24 protein-coding genes are annotated in these 23,949 nt (G+C 65.5%); 7 read left to right on the top strand and 17 right to left on the bottom strand.

The genetic code is table 11. From position 1 onward, the window contains the following. Window positions 1-44 precede the first annotated feature (44 nt). Window positions 45-539 carry a flagellar basal body-associated FliL family protein gene (locus T8K17_RS14425; RefSeq protein ID WP_322330432.1) on the bottom strand — a complete coding sequence of 165 codons (495 nt, stop codon included), beginning with the start codon at window positions 537-539 and terminating at the stop codon, window positions 45-47. A gap of 168 nt (window positions 540-707) precedes the next feature. Here T8K17_RS14425 and T8K17_RS14420 point away from each other — a divergent pair, with 168 nt between their 5' ends. Continuing rightward, window positions 708-911, top strand: coding sequence for a hypothetical protein (locus tag T8K17_RS14420; RefSeq protein ID WP_322330431.1), 204 nt, complete (start codon window positions 708-710; stop codon window positions 909-911). On the opposite strand, the gene T8K17_RS14415 is transcribed toward T8K17_RS14420, so the two are convergent. Further along, entirely contained in the window at window positions 908-1,300 is a 393-nt protein-coding gene (locus T8K17_RS14415) for a hypothetical protein (RefSeq protein ID WP_322330430.1), read from the bottom strand. The two genes, T8K17_RS14420 and T8K17_RS14415, sit on opposite strands and share 4 nt — an antisense overlap. After that, window positions 1,297-3,087: a gamma-glutamyltransferase family protein gene (locus tag T8K17_RS14410; protein WP_322330429.1), complete on the bottom strand. Its 1,791-nt coding sequence runs from the start codon at window positions 3,085-3,087 to the stop codon at window positions 1,297-1,299. The genes T8K17_RS14415 and T8K17_RS14410 overlap by 4 nt, the downstream gene beginning before the upstream one ends. 231 nt (window positions 3,088-3,318) lie before the next feature. Between T8K17_RS14410 and T8K17_RS14405 the strand changes: the two genes are divergently transcribed. Then, entirely contained in the window at window positions 3,319-5,841 is a 2,523-nt protein-coding gene (locus T8K17_RS14405) for a DUF1217 domain-containing protein (RefSeq protein WP_322330428.1), read from the top strand. On the opposite strand, the gene T8K17_RS14400 is transcribed toward T8K17_RS14405, so the two are convergent. The 9 genes from T8K17_RS14400 to T8K17_RS14360 form a co-directional block, all read right to left on the bottom strand. Then, window positions 5,838-6,101, bottom strand: coding sequence for a ribbon-helix-helix domain-containing protein (locus tag T8K17_RS14400; RefSeq protein WP_322330427.1), 264 nt, complete (start codon window positions 6,099-6,101; stop codon window positions 5,838-5,840). The genes T8K17_RS14405 and T8K17_RS14400 overlap by 4 nt on opposite strands. Continuing rightward, the gene (gene fumC / locus T8K17_RS14395; RefSeq protein ID WP_322330426.1) at window positions 6,101-7,495 is read right to left on the bottom strand and encodes a class II fumarate hydratase; all 1,395 of its coding nucleotides are present in this window, start codon (window positions 7,493-7,495) and stop codon (window positions 6,101-6,103) included. The genes T8K17_RS14400 and fumC overlap by 1 nt, the downstream gene beginning before the upstream one ends. Window positions 7,496-7,520: 25 nt before the next feature. Beyond that, a complete protein-coding gene (locus tag T8K17_RS14390; protein WP_322330425.1) occupies window positions 7,521-8,882 on the bottom strand; it encodes a class I SAM-dependent RNA methyltransferase in 1,362 nt (453 codons plus the stop codon). Between the two features lie 80 nt (window positions 8,883-8,962). Then, the gene (locus tag T8K17_RS14385; RefSeq protein WP_322330424.1) at window positions 8,963-9,400 is read right to left on the bottom strand and encodes a YbaN family protein; all 438 of its coding nucleotides are present in this window, start codon (window positions 9,398-9,400) and stop codon (window positions 8,963-8,965) included. Between the two features lie 69 nt (window positions 9,401-9,469). Next, window positions 9,470-9,781 carry a winged helix-turn-helix domain-containing protein gene (locus T8K17_RS14380; protein ID WP_322330423.1) on the bottom strand — a complete coding sequence of 104 codons (312 nt, stop codon included), beginning with the start codon at window positions 9,779-9,781 and terminating at the stop codon, window positions 9,470-9,472. Between the two features lie 133 nt (window positions 9,782-9,914). Continuing rightward, window positions 9,915-10,898 (bottom strand): zinc-dependent alcohol dehydrogenase family protein, encoded by a 984-nt coding sequence (locus T8K17_RS14375; protein WP_322330422.1) that lies wholly within the window; start codon window positions 10,896-10,898, stop codon window positions 9,915-9,917. A gap of 34 nt (window positions 10,899-10,932) precedes the next feature. Further along, on the bottom strand, window positions 10,933-11,499 hold the full coding sequence (locus T8K17_RS14370; RefSeq protein WP_322330421.1) for a carboxymuconolactone decarboxylase family protein: 567 nt from the start codon (window positions 11,497-11,499) through the stop codon (window positions 10,933-10,935). A gap of 55 nt (window positions 11,500-11,554) precedes the next feature. After that, window positions 11,555-12,253 carry a glutathione S-transferase family protein gene (locus tag T8K17_RS14365; RefSeq protein ID WP_322330420.1) on the bottom strand — a complete coding sequence of 233 codons (699 nt, stop codon included), beginning with the start codon at window positions 12,251-12,253 and terminating at the stop codon, window positions 11,555-11,557. A 151-nt stretch (window positions 12,254-12,404) separates the two neighbouring features. Further along, entirely contained in the window at window positions 12,405-12,713 is a 309-nt protein-coding gene (locus tag T8K17_RS14360) for an alkylphosphonate utilization protein (protein ID WP_322330419.1), read from the bottom strand. A 186-nt stretch (window positions 12,714-12,899) separates the two neighbouring features. On the opposite strand from T8K17_RS14360, the gene T8K17_RS14355 reads away from it, so the two are divergent. From T8K17_RS14355 to T8K17_RS14350, 3 genes are all read left to right on the top strand, one after another. Further along, the gene (locus T8K17_RS14355) at window positions 12,900-13,484 is read left to right on the top strand and encodes a PAS domain-containing protein (RefSeq protein ID WP_322330418.1); all 585 of its coding nucleotides are present in this window, start codon (window positions 12,900-12,902) and stop codon (window positions 13,482-13,484) included. Between the two features lie 85 nt (window positions 13,485-13,569). Further along, window positions 13,570-13,761 (top strand): AAA family ATPase, encoded by a 192-nt coding sequence (locus T8K17_RS26290; RefSeq protein WP_416153112.1) that lies wholly within the window; start codon window positions 13,570-13,572, stop codon window positions 13,759-13,761. Next, window positions 13,718-15,211, top strand: a complete 1,494-nt coding sequence (locus T8K17_RS14350) for an ATP-dependent nuclease (RefSeq protein ID WP_322330417.1) — start codon at window positions 13,718-13,720, stop codon at window positions 15,209-15,211. The genes T8K17_RS26290 and T8K17_RS14350 overlap by 44 nt, the downstream gene beginning before the upstream one ends. Window positions 15,212-15,216: 5 nt before the next feature. Here the strand turns inward: T8K17_RS14350 and T8K17_RS14345 are convergent, their stop codons facing one another. From T8K17_RS14345 to mtnA, 3 genes are all read right to left on the bottom strand, one after another. Further along, window positions 15,217-15,726 (bottom strand): PAS domain-containing protein, encoded by a 510-nt coding sequence (locus T8K17_RS14345; protein WP_322330416.1) that lies wholly within the window; start codon window positions 15,724-15,726, stop codon window positions 15,217-15,219. 12 nt (window positions 15,727-15,738) lie between these two features. Then, window positions 15,739-17,409, bottom strand: coding sequence for a peptide ABC transporter substrate-binding protein (locus T8K17_RS14340; RefSeq protein WP_322330415.1), 1,671 nt, complete (start codon window positions 17,407-17,409; stop codon window positions 15,739-15,741). Between the two features lie 1,036 nt (window positions 17,410-18,445). Continuing rightward, a complete protein-coding gene (mtnA, locus tag T8K17_RS14335) occupies window positions 18,446-19,546 on the bottom strand; it encodes an S-methyl-5-thioribose-1-phosphate isomerase (protein ID WP_322330414.1) in 1,101 nt (366 codons plus the stop codon). Window positions 19,547-19,656: 110 nt separating this feature from the next. Here mtnA and purB point away from each other — a divergent pair, with 110 nt between their 5' ends. Continuing rightward, a complete protein-coding gene (gene purB / locus T8K17_RS14330) occupies window positions 19,657-20,958 on the top strand; it encodes an adenylosuccinate lyase (RefSeq protein WP_322330413.1) in 1,302 nt (433 codons plus the stop codon). Between the two features lie 24 nt (window positions 20,959-20,982). Next, the gene (locus T8K17_RS14325; RefSeq protein WP_322330412.1) at window positions 20,983-21,897 is read left to right on the top strand and encodes a GNAT family N-acetyltransferase; all 915 of its coding nucleotides are present in this window, start codon (window positions 20,983-20,985) and stop codon (window positions 21,895-21,897) included. A gap of 634 nt (window positions 21,898-22,531) precedes the next feature. Here the strand turns inward: T8K17_RS14325 and T8K17_RS14320 are convergent. Both T8K17_RS14320 and T8K17_RS14315 read right to left on the bottom strand, forming a co-directional pair. Next, window positions 22,532-23,410 (bottom strand): hypothetical protein, encoded by an 879-nt coding sequence (locus tag T8K17_RS14320; protein ID WP_322330411.1) that lies wholly within the window; start codon window positions 23,408-23,410, stop codon window positions 22,532-22,534. Between the two features lie 52 nt (window positions 23,411-23,462). Further along, window positions 23,463-23,789: a DUF1476 domain-containing protein gene (locus tag T8K17_RS14315; RefSeq protein WP_322330410.1), complete on the bottom strand. Its 327-nt coding sequence runs from the start codon at window positions 23,787-23,789 to the stop codon at window positions 23,463-23,465. Window positions 23,790-23,949 lie beyond the last annotated feature (160 nt).

Below are 23,949 nucleotides of genomic sequence, written 5' to 3'. Positions count from 1 at the left end.
CGTTTGGGGCGGACGCCACCGGGGCGATCTCCCGCGCGGCCGGCTTACTTGACGGTGAGCTTGGCGACCTGAACGTTCACGATCAACGACGGATCGACCTGCTCGCGCAACATCCTCCAGGCATTGTCGCGTACCTTCTGGATGCCGTCATAGCCGTTCAATTGCTGTGGGGTCAGGTTCGACAGGTAGACGATCAGGGCGTCGCGGATCTGCGGCTCGCGCGCGGTGATGGCCGCCACCGCCTGATCGTTCGACAGCTCGATGGTCAGGCTGAGCAGCAGGAAGACCGGATACCCGCTGTTGGACCGCAAATTCACGACGAATTCGTCGAGGGTATGGAACACCGCGCCGACCGGACTGGGCTTGGCGGCGGAGGGGGCGATATTGGCCAGGCGCTCCATCTCCGCCTTCTGCTCTGCGGTGAGTTCCGCCGGCGGCTGGGGGCCGAAGCCGGGAATCAGCCCGGCCACGAAGGCGCCCGCGCCGGCCCCGATGAGCAGCAACAGGGGCAGCAGAACGAACAGTAGAAGCTTCTTCATGGCGACTCGGCTCTCGCCCTCGTCCGGTTCCGCAGGAAATAGCAGTCAAACACTTTCAAATTCTATATAATCACGGATTGCGAGCCGACACGAGGATGATCATTCCCAAGCGCCATGGTGAAGCCGGCTGAAAGTGACTGGACGAAATTCGCGCGCGCGCAGCCCAGCGTGGCGGAGCGCGAGCGCGCGCCCGGCGTGGCGGCGCGGGCGGAGTCCTTCATCATCGAGCTGTCGGGCGAGAACCTGATCCTCAAGATCAAGCGCGAGGACGGCCGGGTGGCGCTGGTGGAACTGACCCCCGACACCGCCTTCTATCTGCGCGAATACCTGTCGAACGCCCTGGCCACGATCGGGATGCCGGAAGAGCCCTAGGCGGGTGCGTCGGTGCCCGTCAGGCACCAGCTTTCCGCCTCCGCACGGGCGGTGAACACCCGCTGGCAGGTGCCGGGATCCTCCGAGAGGTCGAGGAACAGCTTCATCAGCGAGCTCTCGATCTCGCCGGAGGCGATCACCGCCACCCGCTCCTGCACCCGCCGCGGCGTGAAAGCCGCCCGCACCTGGCTGGTCTGCCGCAGGACGTGAAGATCGATCCGCGAGAAATCCAGGGCCGTCACGTCCCAGATCGCATGGGTCGGCCCGACGGTCTGCCGGATGTGGACCACCTCGCCCATCGCCTGCCCGAAATCGTCCACAGAGAACGATCCGGAGAGGGTGACACGGACCACCCCCTCCGTTTCGCTGTACAGAATGCTGTCGATCAACGGCCGACCGCATAACCCTGCATGCCACGCGGATTGGCTCCGGCCTTGAGCATGCGGCCGTCCTTCGCCGCGGCGCTGAGACGGCCTTCCGACCAGTCCTCGCCAACCTGGACGTCATGGCCCCGGCGCTGAAGCTCCTTCACCGTCGCTTCCGGGAACCGCCCCTCCAGCACCAGCTTGCCGGGCTTGCGGCCGCGCGGCCAGAACGAGCTCGGGAAATGCTCGCTGTGGAAGGCCGGGCAGTCGATCGACTCCTGCAGGTTCATGCCCTGGGCGGCATGGTGCAGGAACATCAGGGTCTGCCACTGGTCCTGCTGGTCGCCACCCGGGGTGCCGAACGCCATGTAGGGCTCGCCGTCGCGCAGGGCGAAGCTCGGCGACAGGGTGGTGCGCGGCCGGCGCTTCGGACCGAGCGCGGACGGCGAGCGCTCGTCCAGCCAGAACATCTGCGCCCGGTTGCCCATGCAGAAGCCGAGCTCCGGGATGATCGGGGAGGACTGCAGCCAGCCGCCGCTCGGCGTGGCGGAGAACATGTTGCCGTCCTTGTCGATGATGTCGATATGGACGGTGTCGCCCTTCATCGCCCCGCTCTTCGACACGGTCGGCTCGCCGATGCCCATGCGCTCCATCTCGCGCGGATCGAGTTCCACATCGACACCCATTGCCGCATCGATCGAGCCCAGATAGCCCTCGATGGTGCCCGGACGCAGGTCCATGGAGGCGGTCTCGCCGATCAGCTTGCGCCGTTCGGCATTGTATTCCGGCGACAGCAGGGTCTGCATCGGCACGTCGGTGAAGTCCGGATCGCCGTAGAACGCCTCGCGGTCGGCCATGGCGAGCTTGATCGCCTCGACCACGCTGTGCACGAAGTCCGGGCCGGTCGGATCCATGTCCGCCACCCCCATGCCGTCGAGCAGGGCGAGCTGCTGCAGCATGGACGGGCCCTGGCTCCAGGGTCCGCACTTGGCGACGGTGTAGCGGCCCCATTCGTAGGTGGTCGGCTCCTCGTAATGGGACTCCCAGCCCGCCAGGTCGTCGGCGGTCAGCAGGCCCAGATGGCGGCGGCCGGAGACGTCCATCATCGGTGCCGCGTGGAAATAGGCGTCGATCGCTTCGGCCACCCAGCCGCGGTACCAGATGTCGCGCGCCCGATCGATCACCGCCTCGCGCGAGCCGCCGCCGGCTTCCGCCTCCTTGACGATGCGGATATAGGTCTCGCCCATCGTCGGGTTGGCGAACAGGCTGCCTGGCGCGGGCGGCTGGCCGTTCTTCAGGTAGATAGCCGCCGAGGTCGGCCATTCGGTTTCGAACAGCTCCTTCACGGTGTTGATGGTCGCGGCGATGCGGCCGACCGCCGGGTAGCCGTTGATCGCGTAGTCGATCGCCGGCTCCAGCACCTCGGCCAGGGTCATAGTGCCGTGGTCGCGCAGCAGCCGCAGCCAGCCGTCGAAGGCGCCGGGGACGACGGCGGGCAGGAATCCGCTGCCGGGTACGAGGTCCAGACCGAGGCCGCGGATCGCCTCCATGGTCATCGCCGCCGGGCTCGGTCCCTGGGCGCAGAGCGCTTCGAGCTTGCCGGTCTTCTTGCTGTAGAACAGGGCTGGAAGGTCGCCGCCCGGGCCGTTCAGATGCGGCTCGACCACCTGCAGGGTGAAACCGCTGGCGACCGCGGCGTCGAAGGCGTTGCCGCCCCGCTCCAGGGCCCGCATGCCGACGGCGGACGCAAGCCAGTGGGTGGAAGCAACAACTCCGAATGTGCCGCGGATTTCCGGGCGCGTCGTGAACATGGCGCAGACTCTTGGAACAGTTTTCGCATGGGATCGGTCGACACTATAGAAGCGGGGGCATTCGCCCGGCAAGAACTGCCCGGCGACGGCTCCCACCGCAGACCGCCGAGTGAAGAAAAGTGAATCCCGTTGTGGAAATGCAGCGGGAGCCCTATAGTAGAAGGTGGTCGAGAACCGACCGGTTTGGGGGTGTTTCTCCCAAATCTACGGCAAAAACAGGAGTTTTCCGCCGTGTCGAATTTTGCAGCCGCATCGGCCATTCTGGGAGGCGCCTCCGGAGGAGGTGGCGGACTTCTCGGTGCCGCCTATGGCGGCGGCGGGTCTTCCATGTCGGCAATCGCTGCCTGGCGCAGCTACGAGCGCGATCAGGTTGCCGCCCGTCAGGCCTTCCTCGACAGAAACGACGTCCAGGCCGCAATCTCCGACTTCAAGTCTGGGGCGTCCAAGCTTGAAACCGTCGACGATCTGCTCGACGACCGCGACACGCTGCAATATGTGCTGACCTCCTTCGGTCTCGATGCCGACATCAACAATATCGGCAAGATCCGCAAGGTCATCGAGAGCGACCCGGACGATCTCAACTCCTTCGCCAACCGCCTGGCCGACACCCGCTACGGCGAACTGGCGAAGTTCCTGGATACCGCCGAATTCGGCGTCAAGAACGTCCAGCTCAACTCCAAGCAGTCCGAACTCACCGACAAGTACCTGACGGTCCAGTTCGAGCGCAGCCTCGGCTCGCAGAACTCCGCCGCCCGCGACGCACTGTTCTTCCTGCGCCGGATCAATTCGGTTGAGAATACCTTCCAGATTCTCGGTGACTCGGCCCTGCGCGCGATCGTTACCGACGCGCTCAACCTGCCGGCCCAGATTGCCAACCAGTCGGTGGAGAAGCAGGCCTCCCTCGTGGAGAGAGGCCTCAACCTCGACGCCCTCAAGCTGAATTCCAATTCGGCCTCCGATCTGAGCCGATTGGAAGTCCTCTCCGGCGACCTCACGAAGATCGGCGATGGCTCCAAGGCCATCAGCGCCGCCGTTGCCACGCTGACCAGCATCGTCAGCAAATTGGAGGCCGTGCGGACGAAGTACGAGGATATCGGCGCCATCACCGATCCGGCGGGCGTCAACGCCGCCGAAATTCCGATCCAGGAAGCCGCGATCCCCGACCTTCTGCGCCAACGCGGCCTGGTCGCCGCCGCCGACGAGGCGACCAAGAGTACCCGGAGCGCGCTGAACGACCTGGACTCGCTGGCCGCCAAGCTGCGCAACGCGGAGGATACCGACGAATTCGCCGAGCTGCAGGCCCAGTATCTCGATCTCGCGGACAAGATCCTCGGCGACGACGGGTTCATCAACAGCGCCACGTTCTACGACCCCGCCACCGGGCAGACCCAGAATCTGCTGCGCAACGGCACCGCCGGTGCCCTGCCGCCCGGCACCGACGCGACGGCCGCGCAGATCTCCACCCAGGTCGCCAGCGACGGCACCCGGGCGATCACCCGGTCGACCGATCTGGCCGGGTTCCTGACCGATCTCCAGGCCGCTCGCGATGCCGTGAGCGGGGCGACCTTCGCCACCCGCTCGGCCGATATCGACGCGGTCGACGCCAGCTACGACACCGCCAACGCGGCGTTCAAGACCTCCGAGAGCCAGACCTCGATCAACGTCGTCAGCATCTCGAACGCGCTGAGCAATCTCGATTTCGCGGTGGAACTGGACACCCAGTCGCTGAGCACCGGTCTGCTTTCCATCGACGACAGCCTGGACCGCGCCACGACCATCGAGCGCGTGCTGTCCGACATCCGGCAGCTCGGAAAGGACGCTCAGAAGGACGGCGCGGATCTGACCGAGATCAACGCCTACTACACCGCCCGGCTGGGGGAACTGGATCAGCTCATCAACACGCCCGGCAGCGTCAGCGATGGCACCAATTCCATCGACCTCGACAACCTGCTGGCCGACGGCACCTTCAACTACACCGTGGTGGGCGGAGCCCAGGCCCGCGCCGAAGGCGGCGATCTGGCGGCGTCGATCTACAGCCTGCTGCCGGCGACTATCGGCGACGCGGCCGCCGGAGAGGCCCTGGTCACCCAGCTCGACAGCGACCTGAAGCCGGCGCTGGAAGACCTCACCTCCCAGCTCGAACGGGACCGCACCGTCATCGCCTTTGCCCTGGAGCAGGCCGATCCCCGCGGCCGCCTGGACAGTGAGGTGCGCGCGCTGCGGGTCGAACTCGACGACGTGATCGCCAAGTCCGGCAAGGACGGCCAGAACCTGCTCGGCGAGTTCTCGCGCGACATCAAGGTGGCGCTCGACTCCCTGGGCTCGACGATCACCATCGACGCCCAGACCTCCTTCGAGAGCAACTTCCGCACCGCGCTGGAAGGCTTCGACTACGTGGCGGCGAGCGCCGGCGACGATACCGCCCGGGTGAGCGCGCTGAACGACGCGCTGTTCGTCGCCCAGGGCACGCTGGGGCGTCTGAAGGCGGAAACCTACGCGCTGAACATCCAGAAGCAGATCATCGGCGAAGAGAAAACCGCGATCGAAGGCGAAGGCGGGACCGCCGGCGACTTCCTGAAGCCGATCGAATTCACCGATGCGGCACGGAAGTTCATCGAGCGCTATCTGATCCAGAAAGACCTGGAATCCCAGGGCTTCAGCGTGAACTCGACCTACAATGCCGACGCCGCCCTGGCCAGCCAGATCGGCTCGATCCTGCCCCAGGGCAACGGCCTGCTGAACTTCGTGGTCTAATCCGAGACGTCTTCGGAAAGCCCGGCCCGCCGGGCGCATTCGCGCAGCACCCAGACGCGGATGGCGCTCGACAGGTTGGCCGTGCGCGTCCGGTCGATGTCGGTCACCAGGGCGTTGAGCGAGACGCCCTGGTCCTCGGCGAAAGCGGTCAGCAGATCCCAGAACGCCTGCTCCATGGAGACGCTGGTCGCATGACCGGCGATCATCACCGAGCGTTTGCGCGGCGCCGCCGGATCGGCTGCGCCCTCCGCCGAGGGCATCACCCCTCGGGCCCCAGCATCGCCTCCGGGCGCACCCAGCGATCGAAATCGGCGTCGGAGACCAGGTCCAGTGCGAGGGCGGCCTCCTTCAGGGTGGTGCCGTCCTCATGCGCCTTCTTGGCGATCTTGGCGGCCGCGTCGTAGCCGATATGCGGCGCCAGGGCCGTCACCAGCATCAGGCTCCGGCCCACCAGGTCGGCGATGCGGGCGCGGTCGGCCTCCATGCCCTCTACGCAGCGCTCGGCGAAACTGGCCGACGCGTCGCCCAGCAGGCGGATCGACTGCAGCAGGGCGTCGGCCATCACCGGCTTGAACACGTTGAGCTCGAAATGCCCCGTCGCCCCGGCGACGGTGATGGTCGTGTGGTTGCCCATCACCCGGGCGCAGACCTGGGTCAGCGCCTCGGCCTGGGTCGGGTTCACCTTGCCGGGCATGATCGAGGAGCCGGGCTCATTCGCCGGCAGCATCAGCTCGCCGATGCCGCAGCGCGGCCCGGAGCCGAGCATCCGCACATCGTTCGCCACCTTCATCAGCGAGGCCGCCACGGTGTTCAGAGCGCCGGACATCTCGACCATGGCGTCGTGGGCGGCGAGCGCTTCGAACTTGTTCGGGGCTGAGGTGAAGGGCAGGTCGGTGAGCGCCCGCAGCTCCTCCACGAACGCCTCGGCGAAGCCCGGCTCGGTGTTCACGCCGGTGCCGACCGCCGTGCCCCCCTGGGCCAGGGCCGACAGGCGCGGCATGGCCGCCTCCACCCGGGCGATGCCGGTCTCGACCTGAAAGGCCCAGGCGCCCACCGCGTCGCCCAGGCGCAGCGGCGTGGCGTCCTGCAGATGGGTACGGCCGATCTTGACGATGTCGTGGAACGCCTCGGCCTTGGCGGCCAGGGCCTTGTGCAGCCGGCGCAGGCCGGGAAGCAACCGGCCGTGGATCTCGCGCACCGCCGCGATATGCATGGCGGTCGGGAAGCTGTCGTTCGAGGACTGGCCGCGGTTCACGTGATCGTTCGGATGGACCGGGCTCTTGGTGCCCCGCGCGCTGCCCAAAATCTCGTTCGCCAGGTTCGAGATCACCTCGTTGAGGTTCATGTTGGTCTGGGTGCCCGAGCCGGTCTGCCAGACCACCAGCGGGAACTCGGCGTCATGCTTCCCGGCGGCGATCGCGGCGGCCGCCGTCTCGATCGCCTCGGCCAGATCCGCCTCAAGGGTGCCGAGCCGGCGATTGGCGCGGGCGGATGCCTGCTTCTGCAGGGCGAAGGCGTGAATGAGGGAGACCGGCATCCGATCGCCGCCGATCGGGAAGTTCTCCAGGCTGCGCTGGGTCTGCGCGCCCCAGTACCGCTCGGCCGGGACGGCGATGGCCCCCAGGCTGTCGGTTTCGTCACGGGTGGCGGCCATGGGGTCTCCTTGGATCGGTGAAGTGTCAGCGCCGGAACACGGCGACCAACTCGATGTGGGGAGACCACAGAAACTGGTCAATCGGCACGAGCCGTTCGAGGGCGTATCCGCCCTCGACCAGGGCCGCCGCATCGCGGGCGAAGGTGGCCGGGTTGCAGGACACCGAGACGATGGTCGGGATCTTGCTGGCGGCGAGGGCGGCGGCCTGAGCCTTCGCCCCGGCGCGCGGCGGATCGAACACCGCGAGGTCGAAGCCGTCCAGCTCCGCCCCTTCCAGTGGCAGGTTGAACAGGTCGCGGGTCTCGGTCTTCAGCCGGGCGGTCCCCAGTCCGGCAGCATCGGCCGCCGAGCGCAGCGCCCGGATCGCGGCCGCATCGCCATCGACCGCCAGCACCGGACCGTCGGCGGCCAGCGGCAGCGACAGGGTGCCGATGCCGCTGAACAGGTCGAGCCGGCGCTTGGTCTTGCGCGCCGCGGCCATCATCGCCTCCCGGATCGCGGTCTCGCCGGCGGCTGTGGCCTGCAGGAAGGCCCCCGGCGGCGGCGCGACGTCGACCGAGCCCAGGCGGATCGTCGCCGCGTGACGGGCCGCCAGCGGCTCCGGCATCGGGTCGGGATCGCCGGCGACCCGCATCGACAGCCGGGCCAGCCCCTCGGTATCGGCAAACTCGGCCCAGGCCTCGCGCTGTGCGAGATCGGGGCTGTGCGGCAGCACCACCAGCGCGTCGATGCCGGTGTGCAGGTGGTTGAGGATGACGTCCGCCCCCTCCCCCGGCTCCAGAACACGATGCATCTGGTCGCTGAACGGGTGCAGGAGTGCCTGCAGCGGCGAGGTCAACACCGGGCAGGTGTCGAGCGGGACGATCTTGTTCCCACCACGCTCATGGAAGCCGAGGACGGTGCGGTCGGAGAGCCGGCGCACGGCGAAGTCGGCGCGGCGGCGCGTGCCGGGCTCGGCCGCCACCAGCGGTGCCATGTGGAAGGTTTCCAGCCCGACCCGTGACAGATGCTGGCGGATCTGGGCGACCTTCCAATCCTGATAGGCCTCGTCGCGCCAATGCTGCAGGGCGCAGCCGCCGCAGGTCATGAAATGGGGACAGGCGGCGTCGACCCGGTCTTCGACGGTGGACAGCAGCTCCATGGGCTCGGCCGCCACCCCCTCGCCCCGGTCTGCCACCGGACGGGCGCGCACCCGCTCGCCCGGCAGGGTGAAGGGCACGAAGACCAGCCGTTCGCGCTCGTCATAGCCGATCTTGACGGTGGCCCGGCCCACCCCGTCGCCGCGGCCGCCGACGGACTCGATCTCAATATCGACCGGCCCGGCATTGGCGGGAATGCGGCCTTTCTTGATCGGGGTCGGCGCAGGGCGACGGCGGCGCGGTGGCATGGCAGACCAGACTTTCTCTCAGCCCCGGGAGGCACAATGGCCCAACGGTTTAGCCGAAGAGAGGGCCCGGAGCCAGCCTGTCAGCTCGGATCGGCGATGCGCCCCGGTCGGGTGACGATCCAGCCGGCCACAGCGAGCATGATCGCGATGCCGATGCCGGGGATCCACGCATTCGTCGGGAAGGCGGCGATCAGCATGGCGGCGGCCAGCGTCATCGCGGCGACGGCGGCGATCTTCGCCCGGGTCGGGATCACCCGGTGTCGGTGCCAGGCCCGTAATCCGGCGCCGAACCGCGGATGGCTGTAGAGCCAGAGATGGACCCGGTGGGAGGAGCGCGAGAACGCCCAGAGCGCCACGATCAGGAACACCGTCCCCGGCAGCCCGGGCAGGATCACCCCGGCGATGCCGATGGCCAGACAGACGAACCCAAGCACTTGCAACCCGAGTTTCGCGGCACCGCATAGCTCGGCCGGCAGCTCGATCTCGGTGTCTTCGGGGGGCCTGGGATCCTGGGTCATGGCGATAAAGTGTCGCTGAAACCCCTCAATACAAGGTTAACGGCGACACCGCGGTCAAGGGCCGCCCGCCTACTCCGCCGCACAGCCGATCGACGGCTGCACGTCGATGGCGTCCTCGGTCAGGAAATCGATGAGCAGCCGGGCGCCGTCCAGGTTGCTGGCATAGATCACGTGCCGGCCGCTGCGGGTGGAGGTCACCAGATGGGCATGCTCCAGCAGACTGAGGTGGTGCGACAGGGTCGAGGCCACCACGCCGAGCTCCTTGGCGATCGCGCCTGCGGACATGCCGTCGGGGCCGGCCTTCATCAGCAATCGGAAGATTCCGAGACGGGTTTCCTGCGCCAACGCCGAAAGCACGGCGACAACCTTCGTCGAATCCATGACGCCACTCTCGGGAGCTTGTCTGACGGGTCAGATGAAAATCAGATACATCTTTGTGAAAAAGATTGCATCTAAATCCCCACGACGTCTAGTGGCAATTGACTGCCGTCAGTTACTCACCGGCGTGAGTCGCTCACCGATCCGGCCGGAGCAGCACCTTCCCACCGCGGCCATAGGTGCCGGCGTGGCGCATCGCCTCCTCGATCCGCTCCAGCGGGTAGCGCGCCTCGACCGGCACCGCGAGGGTCCTGTCCTGGATGCGCTCGGCCAGGGCCTGATACATCTCGGCCACCTCCTCGTAACTCATGCCCGAGGCGACCTTGGCGAGCCAGAAGCCGGTCAGGCTCAGCCCCTTGAACACCAGATGGTCGGCGGTGATCTCGCAGGGATCGCCGGACAGCAGGCCGTAGTTGACGATCACCCCGCCCGGCGCCAGGCAGTCGGCCATGCGGCGCACCATGCTGCCGGCCACCGCGTCGATGCCGAGCCGGATCTCCGCCCCGCCGGTGGCGTCGTGCACGTGCTGCACCAGGTCCGGGCCGTCGACCACCACCACATCGGCGCCCTGGTCCATCAGCGGCTCGATCAGCTCGGGACGGCGCACCACGTTGACCGTACGGATGCCGGCCGCCGCCGCCAGCCGGATCAGGTTCACCCCGACCCCGGAATTGGCCGCGTCCTGGATCACCCAGTCGCCGGGGGCGAGGTCCACGTAATCCTTCAGCATCCGATAGGCGGTGGCGCCGTTGACCTTCAGCATGGCGGCCTGCTCGACATCGATATCGGCCGGCAGCTTGACCGCCTGGGTGCCCTTCAGCACCACCTTGTGCGCCCAGTTGGTGCGCCCCAGGCTGAGCACCACGTCGCCCGGCGCCAGGTGGTCGATATCGGCCCCCACCGCCTCGACCGTCCCCACCCCCTCGATCCCGAGGCGCGAGGGCACCGGCGGCAGGCTGGCGTATTTGCCCTCGATCAGCAGCAGGTCGGCCGGGTTGATCGAACAGGCGGACAGGGAGACGACGATCTCGTCGGCGGCGGGGGCGCCGGGCGCTGCCACCTCGATGGCCTTCACCACCTCATGCGCCGGGCCGATGGCCGTGAGTTCCGCTGCCAGCATCGCCGTCTCCTCCGTCAGGTCGTGTCTTGTCGCGTCAGTCCAGCTCGGGCTGGGCATCGCCCTCCAGTGGGACGTTGAACGCGTTCAGGGTCATGGAAATCAGGGTGTAGTAGCCGAGGATACCGACCAGATCGACCACGCCCCGCTCGCCCAGCACCCGCACCGCCTCGGCGTACAACTCGTCGGTCACCTTGCGGTCGCGGTGCAGGGCCTGGGCGAAGTCGTGCACCACCCGCTCGTCCTCCGTCTCGAAGGGCGGGGTCTGGCGGGTGCGGACGGCTTCCACCACCGCCTCCGACAGGCCGGCCTTGAGCGCGATCGGCTTGTGCACGGTCCATTCGAACTGCGCGCCCCAATAGCGGCCGGTCACCAGGATCGCCAGCTCCGACAGCCGCGGCTCCAGCGACGAGCCATAGCGGCAGAAGGCGCCGAGCTGCTGCGCCTTGTCGGCCAGATCCGGCGAGGTCAGCCAGATCGCCAGCGGCCCCTGCACCTTGCCGCGCGGGCCGGCGGCGATCTCGTCGTGGATGCGCCGCTGCTCGGGCGACAGCTTGTCGGGCTCGGGCAGCGTCAGGCGCGGCGGCGGCAGGACGGGGGGCATGCGGTTTCCTCCGGTTATTCTTGTTGGCTGTTCTTGTCGGTTCTTCTTGGGCGCTTCAGGCGGCCGTCGCGGCGATCGGTTCCTCGCGGGCGATGCCGCCATTGCTGTCGAGCACGCGCTCGAACCAAGCATGGATCGGATCGTCGCCCTCCACCAGTTGGAAGGTCGAGGTCAGCCGCGCCCACTGCATGGAGTCGAACAGGATGTAGTCGGCATAGGTCGGGGCCGAGCCGCCGATGAACCGCTGGTCCTTCACCACCATCCGGATCGGCTCCAGGGCGGTGCGGAAGGCGGCCACTTTCTCGTCCCGCTTCGACTGGAACTCCTGCAGCGTCATGCCGAAGCGCTGCTCGCGCGAGCTGCGGAAGTACTCCTTGCAGCTCTCGTCCACGCAGTCCAACACGTCGGCGACGATCAGCGGCGCGATCAGCGGCTGCACCATGCGGTCGACGAAGCCGTTGATCGTCTTGGCCATGCCGCGCCCGGCCTCTCCGCTGAACAGGGACGGCTTGTCCGGGAAGGCGTCCTCCAGGAAGCAGGCGATGGCGAAGCTGTCGTTCACCACGGTCTCGCCGTACTGGATCACCGGCACCAGCTTCTGGCCGGTGAAGGCGAGCTTCTCCTTCTCGGTGAACTTCACCAGCTCCAGCGTGTAGTCCAGCCCCTTATGGGCCAGCGCCATGCGGGTGCGCCAGCCGTAGGGGCTGAACCGCGCTCCATCCTTGCCGCACAGATCGTAGAAGGTAATGGCCATGACGCGCTCCCTGCGAGGACCGTTCTGAAAGGACAGGGACGCTAGCAGACGGCTCGCGCCGACGACAATGCAGGGAAAATACAGGGAATCGATCGGCTGGGTCGCCCGCCGCCGCCCGAGATCGCTGGCGGTCGGCGGGGATCGGCGGCGATCAGCGCTTGCGCACGAACTCGGTGCGCAGGACCAGGCCCTTGATGCTCTCGTGGCGGCAGTCGATCTCCTCGGGATCGGCGGTCAGGCGGATCAACTTGATGACCGTGCCCTGCTTCAGGGTCTGGTTCGCGCCCTTCACCTTGAGGTCCTTGATCAGCGTCACCGAATCTCCGTCCGCCAGGACCGTCCCGGCGGCATCCTTGACCACCACCGCCTCGGCGCCGGATGCGGCCGTGGCCGCCTCGGAGGCCGGCAGCCATTCGCCGGTGGCCTCGTCGTAGACGTATTCTTCATTTTCATCGGGCAAGATCTTGATCTTTCGGCTGGATCGGAAGGCGCGGACGCCGGTCTGCCGATCCAGGACCGGTCGGGGCGGCACGTCGCCGGCGCAGACCTACTCCCCGGGGTCGGGCAGCGCAATCGGCATGCACGCCGCCGGAAGATTTCCGGTCCCCCTGGTCAATCGGCGCCGCCGGTATAGGTTTGGTCGGCAATGAGCGATGATAGAAATTATGCCTCGGAAGTCGCGGCACTGAGCGCCGTGCAGCATCCGGACCACCGGGCGCTGCTGGATTTCTGGCAGGCGGCCCGCCCCGAGGGCGGATTGCCGTCGCGCGATAGCTTCGAGCCGGCGGCGTTCCGCGCCATGCTGCCGCGCATCGCGGTGATCGAGCCCTGCCATGTGCTGAACGGCGAGCGGGTCGACCCGGCAGCCCTCGCCGCCGGGATCCCGGCCGACGCGCCGGTGACCCGGTCTTTCCGCTACCGTCTGGCCGGCACCGAGATCGTCTCCCGCGCCGGCCGCGACCCGACCGGCAAGACCTTCGACGCGCTGTACCAGGGCGCCTATCTGGAGACGGCGAAGCAGACCTACAAGGAGATCCTGGTCTCCCGCGCCCCGCATTTCTCCCAACGCGTCTTCCCCATCGGCGACGGCACCAGCGAGCTGCGCTACGACCGCCTGATCCTGCCGTTTGCCAGGGACGGCCAGACGATCGACAGTTTCGTCCTTTGCATCGTCGTGGTGTCGCAGACCGGGACGGTCAAGGTGGAGGGGAGTTTCAGGCGGTATACGTGAGCAGACAACGACGCAACTTGACACTTTGATTTTCATTCCGCGATAATTCTACCTTATATTGATTCAAAATTCGCAGGACAAGAAAATGAAAATATCTAATATCAGCGTTAGAGGCTACAGAACAATAAAAGAAGAATTAAATTTTGATTTAGATCAGGCAATAACTCTAGTAGGCCCAAATAATTCTGGAAAAACAAACACCCTAAAAGCAATTCATTACTTTTCTACAGGATATGTGCAAAGGAGAAAGATCTTTAAGAACAAATATACAAGTTAAAATAAAAATTGAAGAAGATTTACATGACGAAGAATTACGAGGAATTGTTGACCAAGCAAGAACATCCCTTGGAGCTCCAACACATAGCGAAGATGAAATCACTTTATATTTGACATTTTCCGAAAATTCGAATCCAGTATACCGCATCTTTCCAAATTTAAAGCGTCCAAAAGGCGCTGACGGTGCATCTTACTCTAGATTAGAAAGACGACTATTTGATTACATACTGTCTAAACTTTCTATTCACTATATTCCTTCTGAGAAAAGCATATCGGATCTCTACAATAATCTGGTTATGCCAGTTCTTTTTGAAAGAATGCATAAAGTTATCGCACCTCATTTGGAGGCGCTGAACGCCGCACTTAATGAAGCATCCGATGAAATCAACAGATTCCTAAAATCTTCCAACTTAAACAACCTAGACGCCTCTTTTCGACTCCCAAACAATCCAGAAGATTTTTTCCGAAAAATCGAATTTAATCTAAAGGATAACAATACAACAAGCGTTTTTCAAAAAGGAATGGGAATTCAATCTGCAGTTCTTCTTAGTAGTTTTTGCTGGATCGCTCAGAAAGAAAAAAATGAAGGAAAATTATCGCTTTGGTTATTAGAGGAACCCGAATCTTACCTTCATCCAGAATTAGCCACGCAATGCATAGCATTACTGGACGTCTTATCTCAGTACTCTCAAATAATCGTAACCACTCATTCCTTAGGATTTGTACCTCAAGACCCAACCAAAGCTGTTGGTGTTACCCTGGAAAAAGGGTGGACCAAAACAAACCGATTTAAAACATATTTCGAGGCCACAAGTCATATTAGGCAATCTCTAGGCGTTCGCTTCTCTGACTTTTACAATTTTTCAAAATACAACATTCTTGTGGAGGGATCAACAGATAGAATGTATCTTGATTTAGTGATAAATAGCTTGAAAAAACATGAACGCTTTCGAAAGCAGTACCCTATATTATTTTCTCAAAATACTTATATTCATGATTTTGGCGGAGTAAAAGGGATAGAGGGGTTCCTAAAGGCCACCCATGAATTTATCAGAAAAGAACGAGCGTCAATTTGTATTTTAGATGGGGACGATGCCGGCGACAGTGTAAGAAGATCTCTACAGAACTATTTCTCGAATAAAAATATCCCATTTGCACCAAATGTAGATTTTGTAGTTGTTAGAGACCGTTTTGCGATAGAAGGATTGCTTCCAGACAAATGGGTTAAAGAAGCAGCTCAAGCTCACCCCGGATGGTTCGACAGCTACTCGGAAGACGCCCAGGGCACCATTATGCCCTTCAAAATTAAAGATGGAAGTAAAAATTCTTATCTAAAATTCTTTTCAGAAAAAATTATGAACTCAAAACCTGAAGAATGGACTACATATTGGAAGTCAGTACTCGATATTTGTGAAAAATCACTAAGCAAGCAATCCCGTGAACTGATGTAGTCAATTCAAGTCATATCGTCCTCCCACTCCCGCACCAGGGCGATCATCAGCATGTCCACCCGCTCCCCGCGCACCGAGAGCGGCAGGCCCAGGCGGTGGAAGGTGCCGATCCGTTCGTTGCTGATGTCCTCGTACGGTCCGGTCACGTAGTGCGGTCGGCGGGTCTCCACCGTGGCGAGGTTCCAGGGGCGGGTGGTCTCGCCGATGCTGGTGGGCGCGCCCTCGTACAGATAGCGCCCGGTCAGGTCGCGGCCCCGCAGGTCGGCGACCTCGGTGCCGTAGAGCCGCACCCGGAAGCGCAGCGGGTCGTGGGTCACGTCGAGCAGGATCAGGTGGCTGAGGACCTGGGGGATATCCAGCGGATCGAGATCCGCGCGCGCCGGCATCAGGCGGTCGCCGCGCTTGGCGTCCCAATAGGCGTATAGGCCGCTCAGCAGCGGATGGCCGACCCCATCCCACGCCACGTCCGCCCGGACGGTCGTCCGCGCGCCCGATGTATTCCGTTCCCCCGTCACGACCTCTCCCCGCTACTCCGCCACCCGCCACTCTTCGATCCAGTTGGTGGTGGTGTATTTGTGCCCCGTCGGCCGCACGCCTTCCAGCCATTTGGGCAGAATGTAGCTGTCGGCCCGGAAATACAGCGGCAGGACGGGCAGGTCGGTGGCGTAGAGCCGCTGGAACTCCGCCCAGAGCGCGCCCCGCTTGTCCCGGTCCAGCTCGATCTGGATCGCGTCGATCAGCCGGTCCATCTCCGGGCTGGCATAGCCGGTGTAGTTCTGGCCACCCCAGTTGTTCGCCTCGGTCGGGATCGACTCCGAATGCAGGGTGGTGCGCGGCAGGTGCTCGGGCGCCGACAGCCAGGCGAACATGGCGAGCCCGGTGAAGCGGCGCTTGGAGACGGTCTCGCCGAAGAACACCCGCGGCGGCTCGTTGCGGATCACGGTCTCGACCCCGACCCGCTTCCAGTAATCGGCCAGCACCTGCTGCACCAACTCGCGGGTGCGGTTGCCGGCGGTGGTCATCAGCGAGACGGAGAGCTTCTGGCCCTCGGCATTGACCCGGATGCCGCCCGGCCCCGGTGTCCAGCCGGCCGCCTCCAGCAGCGCCTCGGCCGCCGCCGGATCGTAGGGATACGTCGGCACGCCCTCGGTCGTGTAGGTCCAGTCCAGCGGATTGACCGAGCCGGTCGCCACCGGCTGCTTGCCGGCGAACAGGCGGTTGTTGATCGCCTCCCGGTCGACCGCGTGCAGCAGCGCCTGGCGCACCTTCAGGTCGCCCAGGATCGGGTTGGACAGCATGACGTCCAGGTGCTCGTAGATCAGACCCGGCTGATAGATCACGGTGTAGGCGTCGCCGTGGCGCTTCTCGAAGGCGATGGCCTGGTCGATGGCGAGGCCGCTCTCGCCGGCGATCATGTCGATGGATCCCGAGAGCAGGTTGGCCTCCAGGGCGGAGGTGTTCTCGATGGCGCGGATCACCACCCGGTCGAAGGCCGGCGGCGTGCCCTTCCAGTGCTCGTTGCGGGCCAGGACGATCTGGCTGCCGACCTGCACCTCGGCGACCCGGTACGGCCCATTCCACAGGCCCGGATTGGTCGGGTCGGTCTGGTACAGGGTGCGGTTGCGGTATTCCTTCGGCTCGGCGAAGGCCGGGCGGTCGAGATGGGCCGGCATGACCGCGAAATCGCCCATGGAGCGGTAGCGGTAGTCCAGCTTGCGGCTGACGATGGTGAAGCGCTTGGGTCCGTCCACCTCGATGTCGAGCACGTCCTGATAGGCCTTCAGGGTGTCGACCCCGGTCTCCGGATTGCGGCCCATCTCCCAGGCGAACAGCACGTCGTCGGTGGTGACGGGTGTGCCGTCGGCCCAGAACGCGTCGTCGCGGATCGCGTAGGTCTTGCGCACGCCGGTGACCGGCTCGCCCTCCTCGGTCTTGGACGGGAAGGTCTCGGCATCGCCCTCCTCCAGGCTCGGCAGCTTGACGCAGAGCTGGCAGACCGTCTCCCAGTCATGGCCCTCGATGGTTAGCTGGCGCTGGGTGGCGGCCAGCACGTAGGACTTGGCCAGCATCGCGTCGATCATCGGGTTCAGGGTCGAGGGATACTGGCTCACGCCGATGGTCAGCGTATCCCGCGCGGCGGCGAGCCCCGGCAGCAGGAGAAGGAAGGCGGACAGGGCGAGCAGGAAGCGGCGGCGCATGGTCGGACCTCGTGTTGCCAGAGCTGGAGGATAGGGCTGCGGCCCGGCGGGTCAATTATCGAGGCGCCGCCGGATGCGGGAAAACGCCTCTGGCCCGTCCATGCAAGGGTCGGGGGAGACGGGCACGGGGCAGACCGGGTTCCTCGCGCCGCCGTTTCCCTGCCGGGGTCCGCGCCGGCCCGCGCTCCGACGGCCATCGCCCCCAAGCCGCCGCCGGACGCCGCGACCGCCCGGACCCCGGCGCTCCCGTTTCCGACGCTTCCGGGAAGGAATGCGGCGAGTGCGTTGAGGAGGAGCCGGCAGGTGCAGGCGGCTCGGTAACGGATGAACTCCCCTCCCCCACACAAAAGAACACTCCCCGGATTCATTCCGGGGCGATCCCGTCAGCTTGAGCGGGCGCCGGGGGTCTCCTTCCGACGACCACGCCTGAGCCCACCGATTGCCCCGGAATAAATCCGGGGAGTGCGTTTAGGAGGTTTCGGGAGCAGACGGCACGGAAACGGATAAACCACCCTCACCCCCCAAAAGGACACTCCCCGGATTCATTCCGGGGCCATCCCGTCAGCTTGGGCGGGCGCTACAGATCTCCTCCCGGCGGCCACGCCCGCTCCCACCGATCACCCCGGAATAAATCCGGGGAGTGCGTTGAATTAGGAGCTAGCAGGTGCAGACGACGCGGAAACGGATGAACCAGCCTCACCCCCCAAAGAACACTCCCCGGATTCATTCCGGGGCAATCCCGTCAGCCTGGGCAGCCGCCGCAGATCGCCTCTCCACGGCCACGCCCGCTCCCACCGATCACCCCGGAATAAATCCGGGGAGTGCGTTGAATTAGGAGCTAGCAGGTGCAGACGACGCGGAAACGGATGAACCAGCCTCACCCCCCAAAGAACACTCCCCGGATTCATTCCGGGGCGATCCCGTCAGCTTGGGCGGGCGCCGCAGATCTCCTCCCGACGACCACGCCCGCTCCCACCGATCACCCCGGAATAAATCCGGGGAGTGACCTACAGCGGAAGAGGGTCGTCCGCGCCCCCTACTCCCCCGCCGCCCGGTGTTCCGGGAACAGCGAGAGCAGCCCCGTGGGGGTCGCCTCGCACACGCCGCGCTCGGTGATCAGCCCCGTCACCAGCCGCGCGGGCGTCACGTCGAAGGCCGGATTGCCCGCCGGCGAGCCCTTCGGCGTGATCGTCACCGACGCCAGCGTCCCGTCGTCCAACCGGCCGGGGATTTTCGTGACCTCCTCGCCGGAGCGCTCCTCGATCTCGATCTTCATGCCGTCATCCAGCGTCCAGTCGATCGTCGGACTGGGCAGCGCCACGTAGAACGGCACGCCGTTGTCATAGGCGGCGAGCGCCTTCAAATACGTCCCGATCTTGTTGGCCACGTCGCCATTTGCCGTCACCCGGTCGGTGCCGGTGATGACCATGTCGACCTGGCCGTGCTGCATCAGGTGGCCGCCGGCATTGTCGACGATCACCGTGTGCGGCACCCCGTGATTGTTCAGCTCCCAGGCGGTGAGGAAGGCGCCCTGGTTGCGCGGCCGGGTCTCGTCGACCCAGACATGTACCGGAATCCCCTCGTCATGCGCCTGGTAGATCGGCGAGGTCGCCGTCCCCCAATCCACCGTCGCCAGCCAGCCGGCGTTGCAGTGGGTCAGGATGTTGACGGTCTTGTCCGGCTTCTTCGCCGCGATGGCGCGGATGATCTCCAGCCCGTGACGGCCGATCTCATGGTTCAGCTCGGCATCCTCGTCGCAGACCTGCTCGGCAAAGGCCTTGGCCGCCGCCACCCGCGCGTCGGGGGCCAGCGGTGCCAGCTTTGCCCGGCCGGCATCCAGCGCCCAGCGCAGGTTCACCGCCGTAGGTCGCGTCGCCATCAGCGTGGTGTACGCCTTCTCCAGATTGCCGTCCGACGCATCCTCGCGCATCGCCAGCCACAGGCCCCAGGCGGCCGTCGCGCCGATCAGCGGCGCCCCGCGCACCAGCATCGCCTTGATGGCATGGGCCGCGTCGGCCATGGACGACAGCCGAAGCGTCTCGAAGGCGTGCGGCAGCTTCGTCTGGTCGATGATCTCGACCGCCGTGCCGTCCTTGGCCTGCCAGATCGGGCGGTAGTGGATTCCGTTGACCTTCATCGTCTCATTTCCTCCGCATGCCGGCAGCGGCTGGCGCTTCGTTCGGGTGACTCCGGCGGGGGCGGATGATATGACCCTGTCTTCATATTCGCCACCGGAGTCCTACCCGCATGATCCCGCGTTATTCCCGCGAGAAAATGGCGTCCATCTGGTCGCCGGAATCGAAGTTCCGGATCTGGTTCGAGATCGAGGCGCATGCCTGCGACGCCCAGGCGGAACTCGGCGTGATCCCGAAGGAGGCCGCCAAGGCCGTGTGGGAGCGCGGCGCCTTCGAAGTCGACCGCATCGACGCCATCGAGGCCGAGGTCAAGCACGACGTCATCGCCTTCCTGACCAACCTCGCCGAACATGTGGGGCCGGAAGCGCGCTTCGTCCACCAGGGCATGACCAGCTCCGACGTGCTGGACACCTGCCTCGCCGTTCAGCTCACCCGCGCCGCCGACATCCTGATCGAGGATGTGGACGCCCTGCTGGCCGCCCTCGAGCGCCGCGCCTTCGAGCACAAGAACACGGTCAAGGTCGGCCGCAGCCACGGCATCCATGCCGAGCCGACCACCTTCGGCGTGACGCTCGCCTCCCACCATGTGGAGTTCCAGCGCTGCCGAGAGCGGCTGGTGATCGCCCGCAAGGAGATCGCCACCTGCGCCATCTCCGGCGCGGTCGGCACCTTCGCCAATATCGACCCGTTCGTCGAAGAGCATGTGGCCGAGGCGCTTGGCCTGGTGGCCGAGCCGGTCTCCACCCAGGTCATTCCGCGCGACCGCCACGCCATGTTCTTCGCCGTGCTCGGCGTCGTCGCCTCGTCGGTCGAGCGTCTGGCCACCGAGATCCGTCACCTCCAGCGCACCGAAGTCCGCGAGGCCGAGGAGTTCTTCAGCGAGAAGCAGAAGGGCTCGTCCGCCATGCCGCACAAGCGCAATCCGGTGCTGACCGAGAACCTGACGGGTCTCGCCCGGCTGGTGCGCATGACCGTCGTGCCGGCGATGGAGAACGTGGCCCTGTGGCACGAGCGCGACATCTCCCACTCCTCGGTGGAGCGGATGATCGGGCCGGACGCCACGGTGACCCTGGACTTCGCGCTGGCCCGTCTGACCGGGGTGATCGACAAGCTGATCGTCTATCCGGAGACCATGCAGGCCAATCTCGACAAGCTCGGCGGCCTGATCCACAGCCAGCGGGTGATGCTGGCGCTGACCCAGGCCGGGGTGAGCCGCGAGGACGCCTACCGCCTGGTCCAGCGCAACGCCATGCCGGTCTGGCTGGAGGGCAAGGATTTCCGCACCCTGCTGGGCGCCGACAAGGAAGTGACCGACGCGCTCAGCGCCGAGCAGCTCGACGGGCTGTTCGACCTCGGCTACCACACCAAGCATGTGGACACGATCTTCAAGCGCGTGTTCGGCCGCACCGAGTAAACCGAAAGGGATGCGAGGGCAGGCATGATCGACTACCGGCCCGCCCTCGCCTCCGACGCCCCGGCCATCGCCCGCATCCTGCGCCGCTCCATGCGGACGGCGATGCCCTGGCTGCCCGACCTTCACACCCCCGAAGAAGACCTCTGGTTCGTGGAGAACCGGCTGCTCCCCGACGGCCGGGTGACGGTCGCGACGGACTCCGGCGACAGCGTTGGTTACATGGCGCTCAGTGCGGGCGGGGACTGGATCGAGCACCTGTATCTGCTGCCCACCCACTGGCGCCGCGGCATCGGCACCGAGCTGCTGCGCCGTGCCCAGGGGGAGTCCGCGCAGCTTCAGCTCTGGGCCTTCCAGCGGAACATGCCGGCCCGCCGATTCTACGAACGCCACGGCTTCCGGGCCGTGGAGGTCACCGACGGCGCCGGCAACGAGGAGAAGACGCCGGACGTGCGCTATCTCTGGCGCGCCGACGGCAGCCAGTTCGCCGCGCCGGCGCTGACGTTTCGCGAGATGGAAGTCGCGGATATCGCCCCGGCGCTGGAGATGCGGTTCACCACCAACGAGAATGCGATCACGCCGGAACGGTTGGAGCGAGACTACGGCGTGACGGTCGAGAGCCTGATCCCGCGACTCTCGGCCGAGTTGAAGGGCTGGCTCTGCGAGTCGGATGGCCAGGTGGTGGGGTTCAGCATGGCCGACCGCAGCGACGGCGAGGTGGAGGTGCTGGCGGTGCGTCCGGGCTACGAGGGGTTCGGCATCGGCCGCCGTCTGCTGGAGCTGGCGGTGGCGTGGCTGCGTGAAGAGGGCTGCTCGCCGATCTGGCTCTGCGCCACGCCGGATCCGAACCTGCGGGCCTCGGCCGTCTACCGGCACCTGGGCTGGCACCAGACCGGCCGCCGGGTCGGCGAGGACGAGGTGCTGGAGCTGACGGGGAGCTAGGGCCGGCGGGGGTTCTGCCGCTTCCTGTGTTCGCTCCTACCACCAATCACACTCCCGGGATGTATTCCGGGACCTACCCGTGAGCACGCGTCAACGTTGGAGGTCTCCATCCAGCGGCAGGTCGCTCTGAACCGTGGGCCCCGGAATAAATCCGGGGAGTGGGGGTGTGGGAGTGGTGGAGAATGGTTGCCGAGGAGAACGGTCACCAGGGACCGAACGGACGCTGAACCTCGGACGCTGAACCGACGCGGGCCCAAAGGCGAGAGCCGTTGTCTCGGCGCCCCACCCTCCAGCTCACTGCCGAACCACCATTCACACTCCCCGGATTTATTCCGGGGCCTACCCGTCAGCCCGCGTCAACGTTGGAGGTCTCCATCCAACGGCGGGTCACGCTGAACCGCGGGCCCCGGAATAGATCCGGGGAGTGTGGTTTGGGGGAGGCGGAGTCAGATCCCGGATGGGTCCGGGATGACGGCGCACGGCGCCGTCACTTAGGATCGATCAGGAAGGTCGTCAGCACCCAGCGCTGGCCCTTGGTCACCGGCTTGGCCTCGTGCAGAACCTCGCAGCCGAAGACCGCGCCGGCCCCTTTCGGCGGGGCGTAGAGATGCGGACCGTATTCCGGAAAGGTCAGTTACCCGCCCTCGTAACCCTCGTTCAGGTTAAGCGAGACCGCGAACCGGCGGCGCTGCTCGGAGCGCAGGCTGTCGCGGTGGGGGGCGAAGAAATCCTTGCGGTCCTCGCCATAGCCCAGAACCGTCAGCATCTCGAAGCGGAGGGCCGACCGGAAGTTGAAGACCTTCTGGATCTCGGTCATCACCCGCGGACCGATCTGCTGGGCGATGGTGCGCTGCATCTCCGGGTCGCGGACGACGTGCTCGCGGTTGCGCTTCACCGCGTCGTCGGTGACGTTCTTGAAGCCGTCGTTGACCGTGCCCTCGACGTTGTCCGCTTTCCACGCCTCGATCAGCGCGTCGCAGAGCGGATTCGGCAGCAGCTTGTCCAGGATCATGGCCGGGGCCGAGCGCACCAGCCGCTGGGCGCCGGCGCGGGCCGCCTTGGCCTCGACTTCCAGGACCTTGATCGCGTCGCCGACGGGGTCGCGGCTGTCGGCCGTGGTGAAGAGGGCGATCACCCGTTGGTTGGCGTCCAGCGCCGCGACAGCCGCCGCCGGCCGGTCCGCATCATTGTCGGAGCCCTCCGGCAGCGGCCGGAACAGCCGCATGCCGTCCCCATAGGGATCGATCATCGCGATCGCGCCCGAGTCGATCTCGCCATCGGGTTCCCGACGCATGAGCACGAACCGGTGCGCGCCGATCTTGTCCAACGCTCCCGCCCGCCGGGTCAATGCGGAGAGCACGCTGCGCCCCTCGCCCTCGTTCGGGCTTGGCACGGCCGCGACAAGAATGGGACCGCCGCGAACCTCGAGGTAGAGCTGCCGCGAGCGGCCCTTCAGATCCGGGAAGATCAGGTTGGGCGTCCGGTCGCCCGGACGCAGGGCGGGAATGCTCATGTCAGCCTATCTGTCGGACACGCTTGAAGGCGACGGCCTCGGGACCGGCGTCTCAGGAATCGGCGCTGATCTGCGCGGTGGCCACGACCAGCAGCTCGTTCATCTTGTGGCGCAGACGGGCTTCCGACAGCTCGCCACCGGCGGCGCTGACCTTGGCCTGCACGAACTCCACCACGTCGCTGTCGCCCGGCCGGTCGAAATCGGCGGCGACCACTTCCTTGGCGAACTCGGTGCGCGCGTCGCCGGTCAGCCCCAGAAACTCCTCGGCGACCCACTCGCCCAGCATCCGGTTGCGGCGCGCGGTCGCCTTGAACAGCAGCTCCGCATCATGCGCGGACTTGTTCTCTTGGGCCTTCTCACGATCGTCGAACCCGCTCATCACACGCCTCCCAGGCTAGGCGGAAACTCTCAATATGGTGCGTCGCCCGCAGCACTGTAGGGACGAAACGGGCGGACCATACACAACACCCTCTGCGATGTGAACGCGGGAGTTCGCCGCGCCCCGCCGTGCCGCATTCGGGCTTGCCCAGACCGCGGCG

Source organism: Thalassobaculum sp. OXR-137 (genome assembly GCF_034377285.1).
Lineage (GTDB): Bacteria > Pseudomonadota > Alphaproteobacteria > Thalassobaculales > Thalassobaculaceae > Thalassobaculum.
This window is presented reverse-complemented; position numbering and strand designations above follow the sequence as displayed.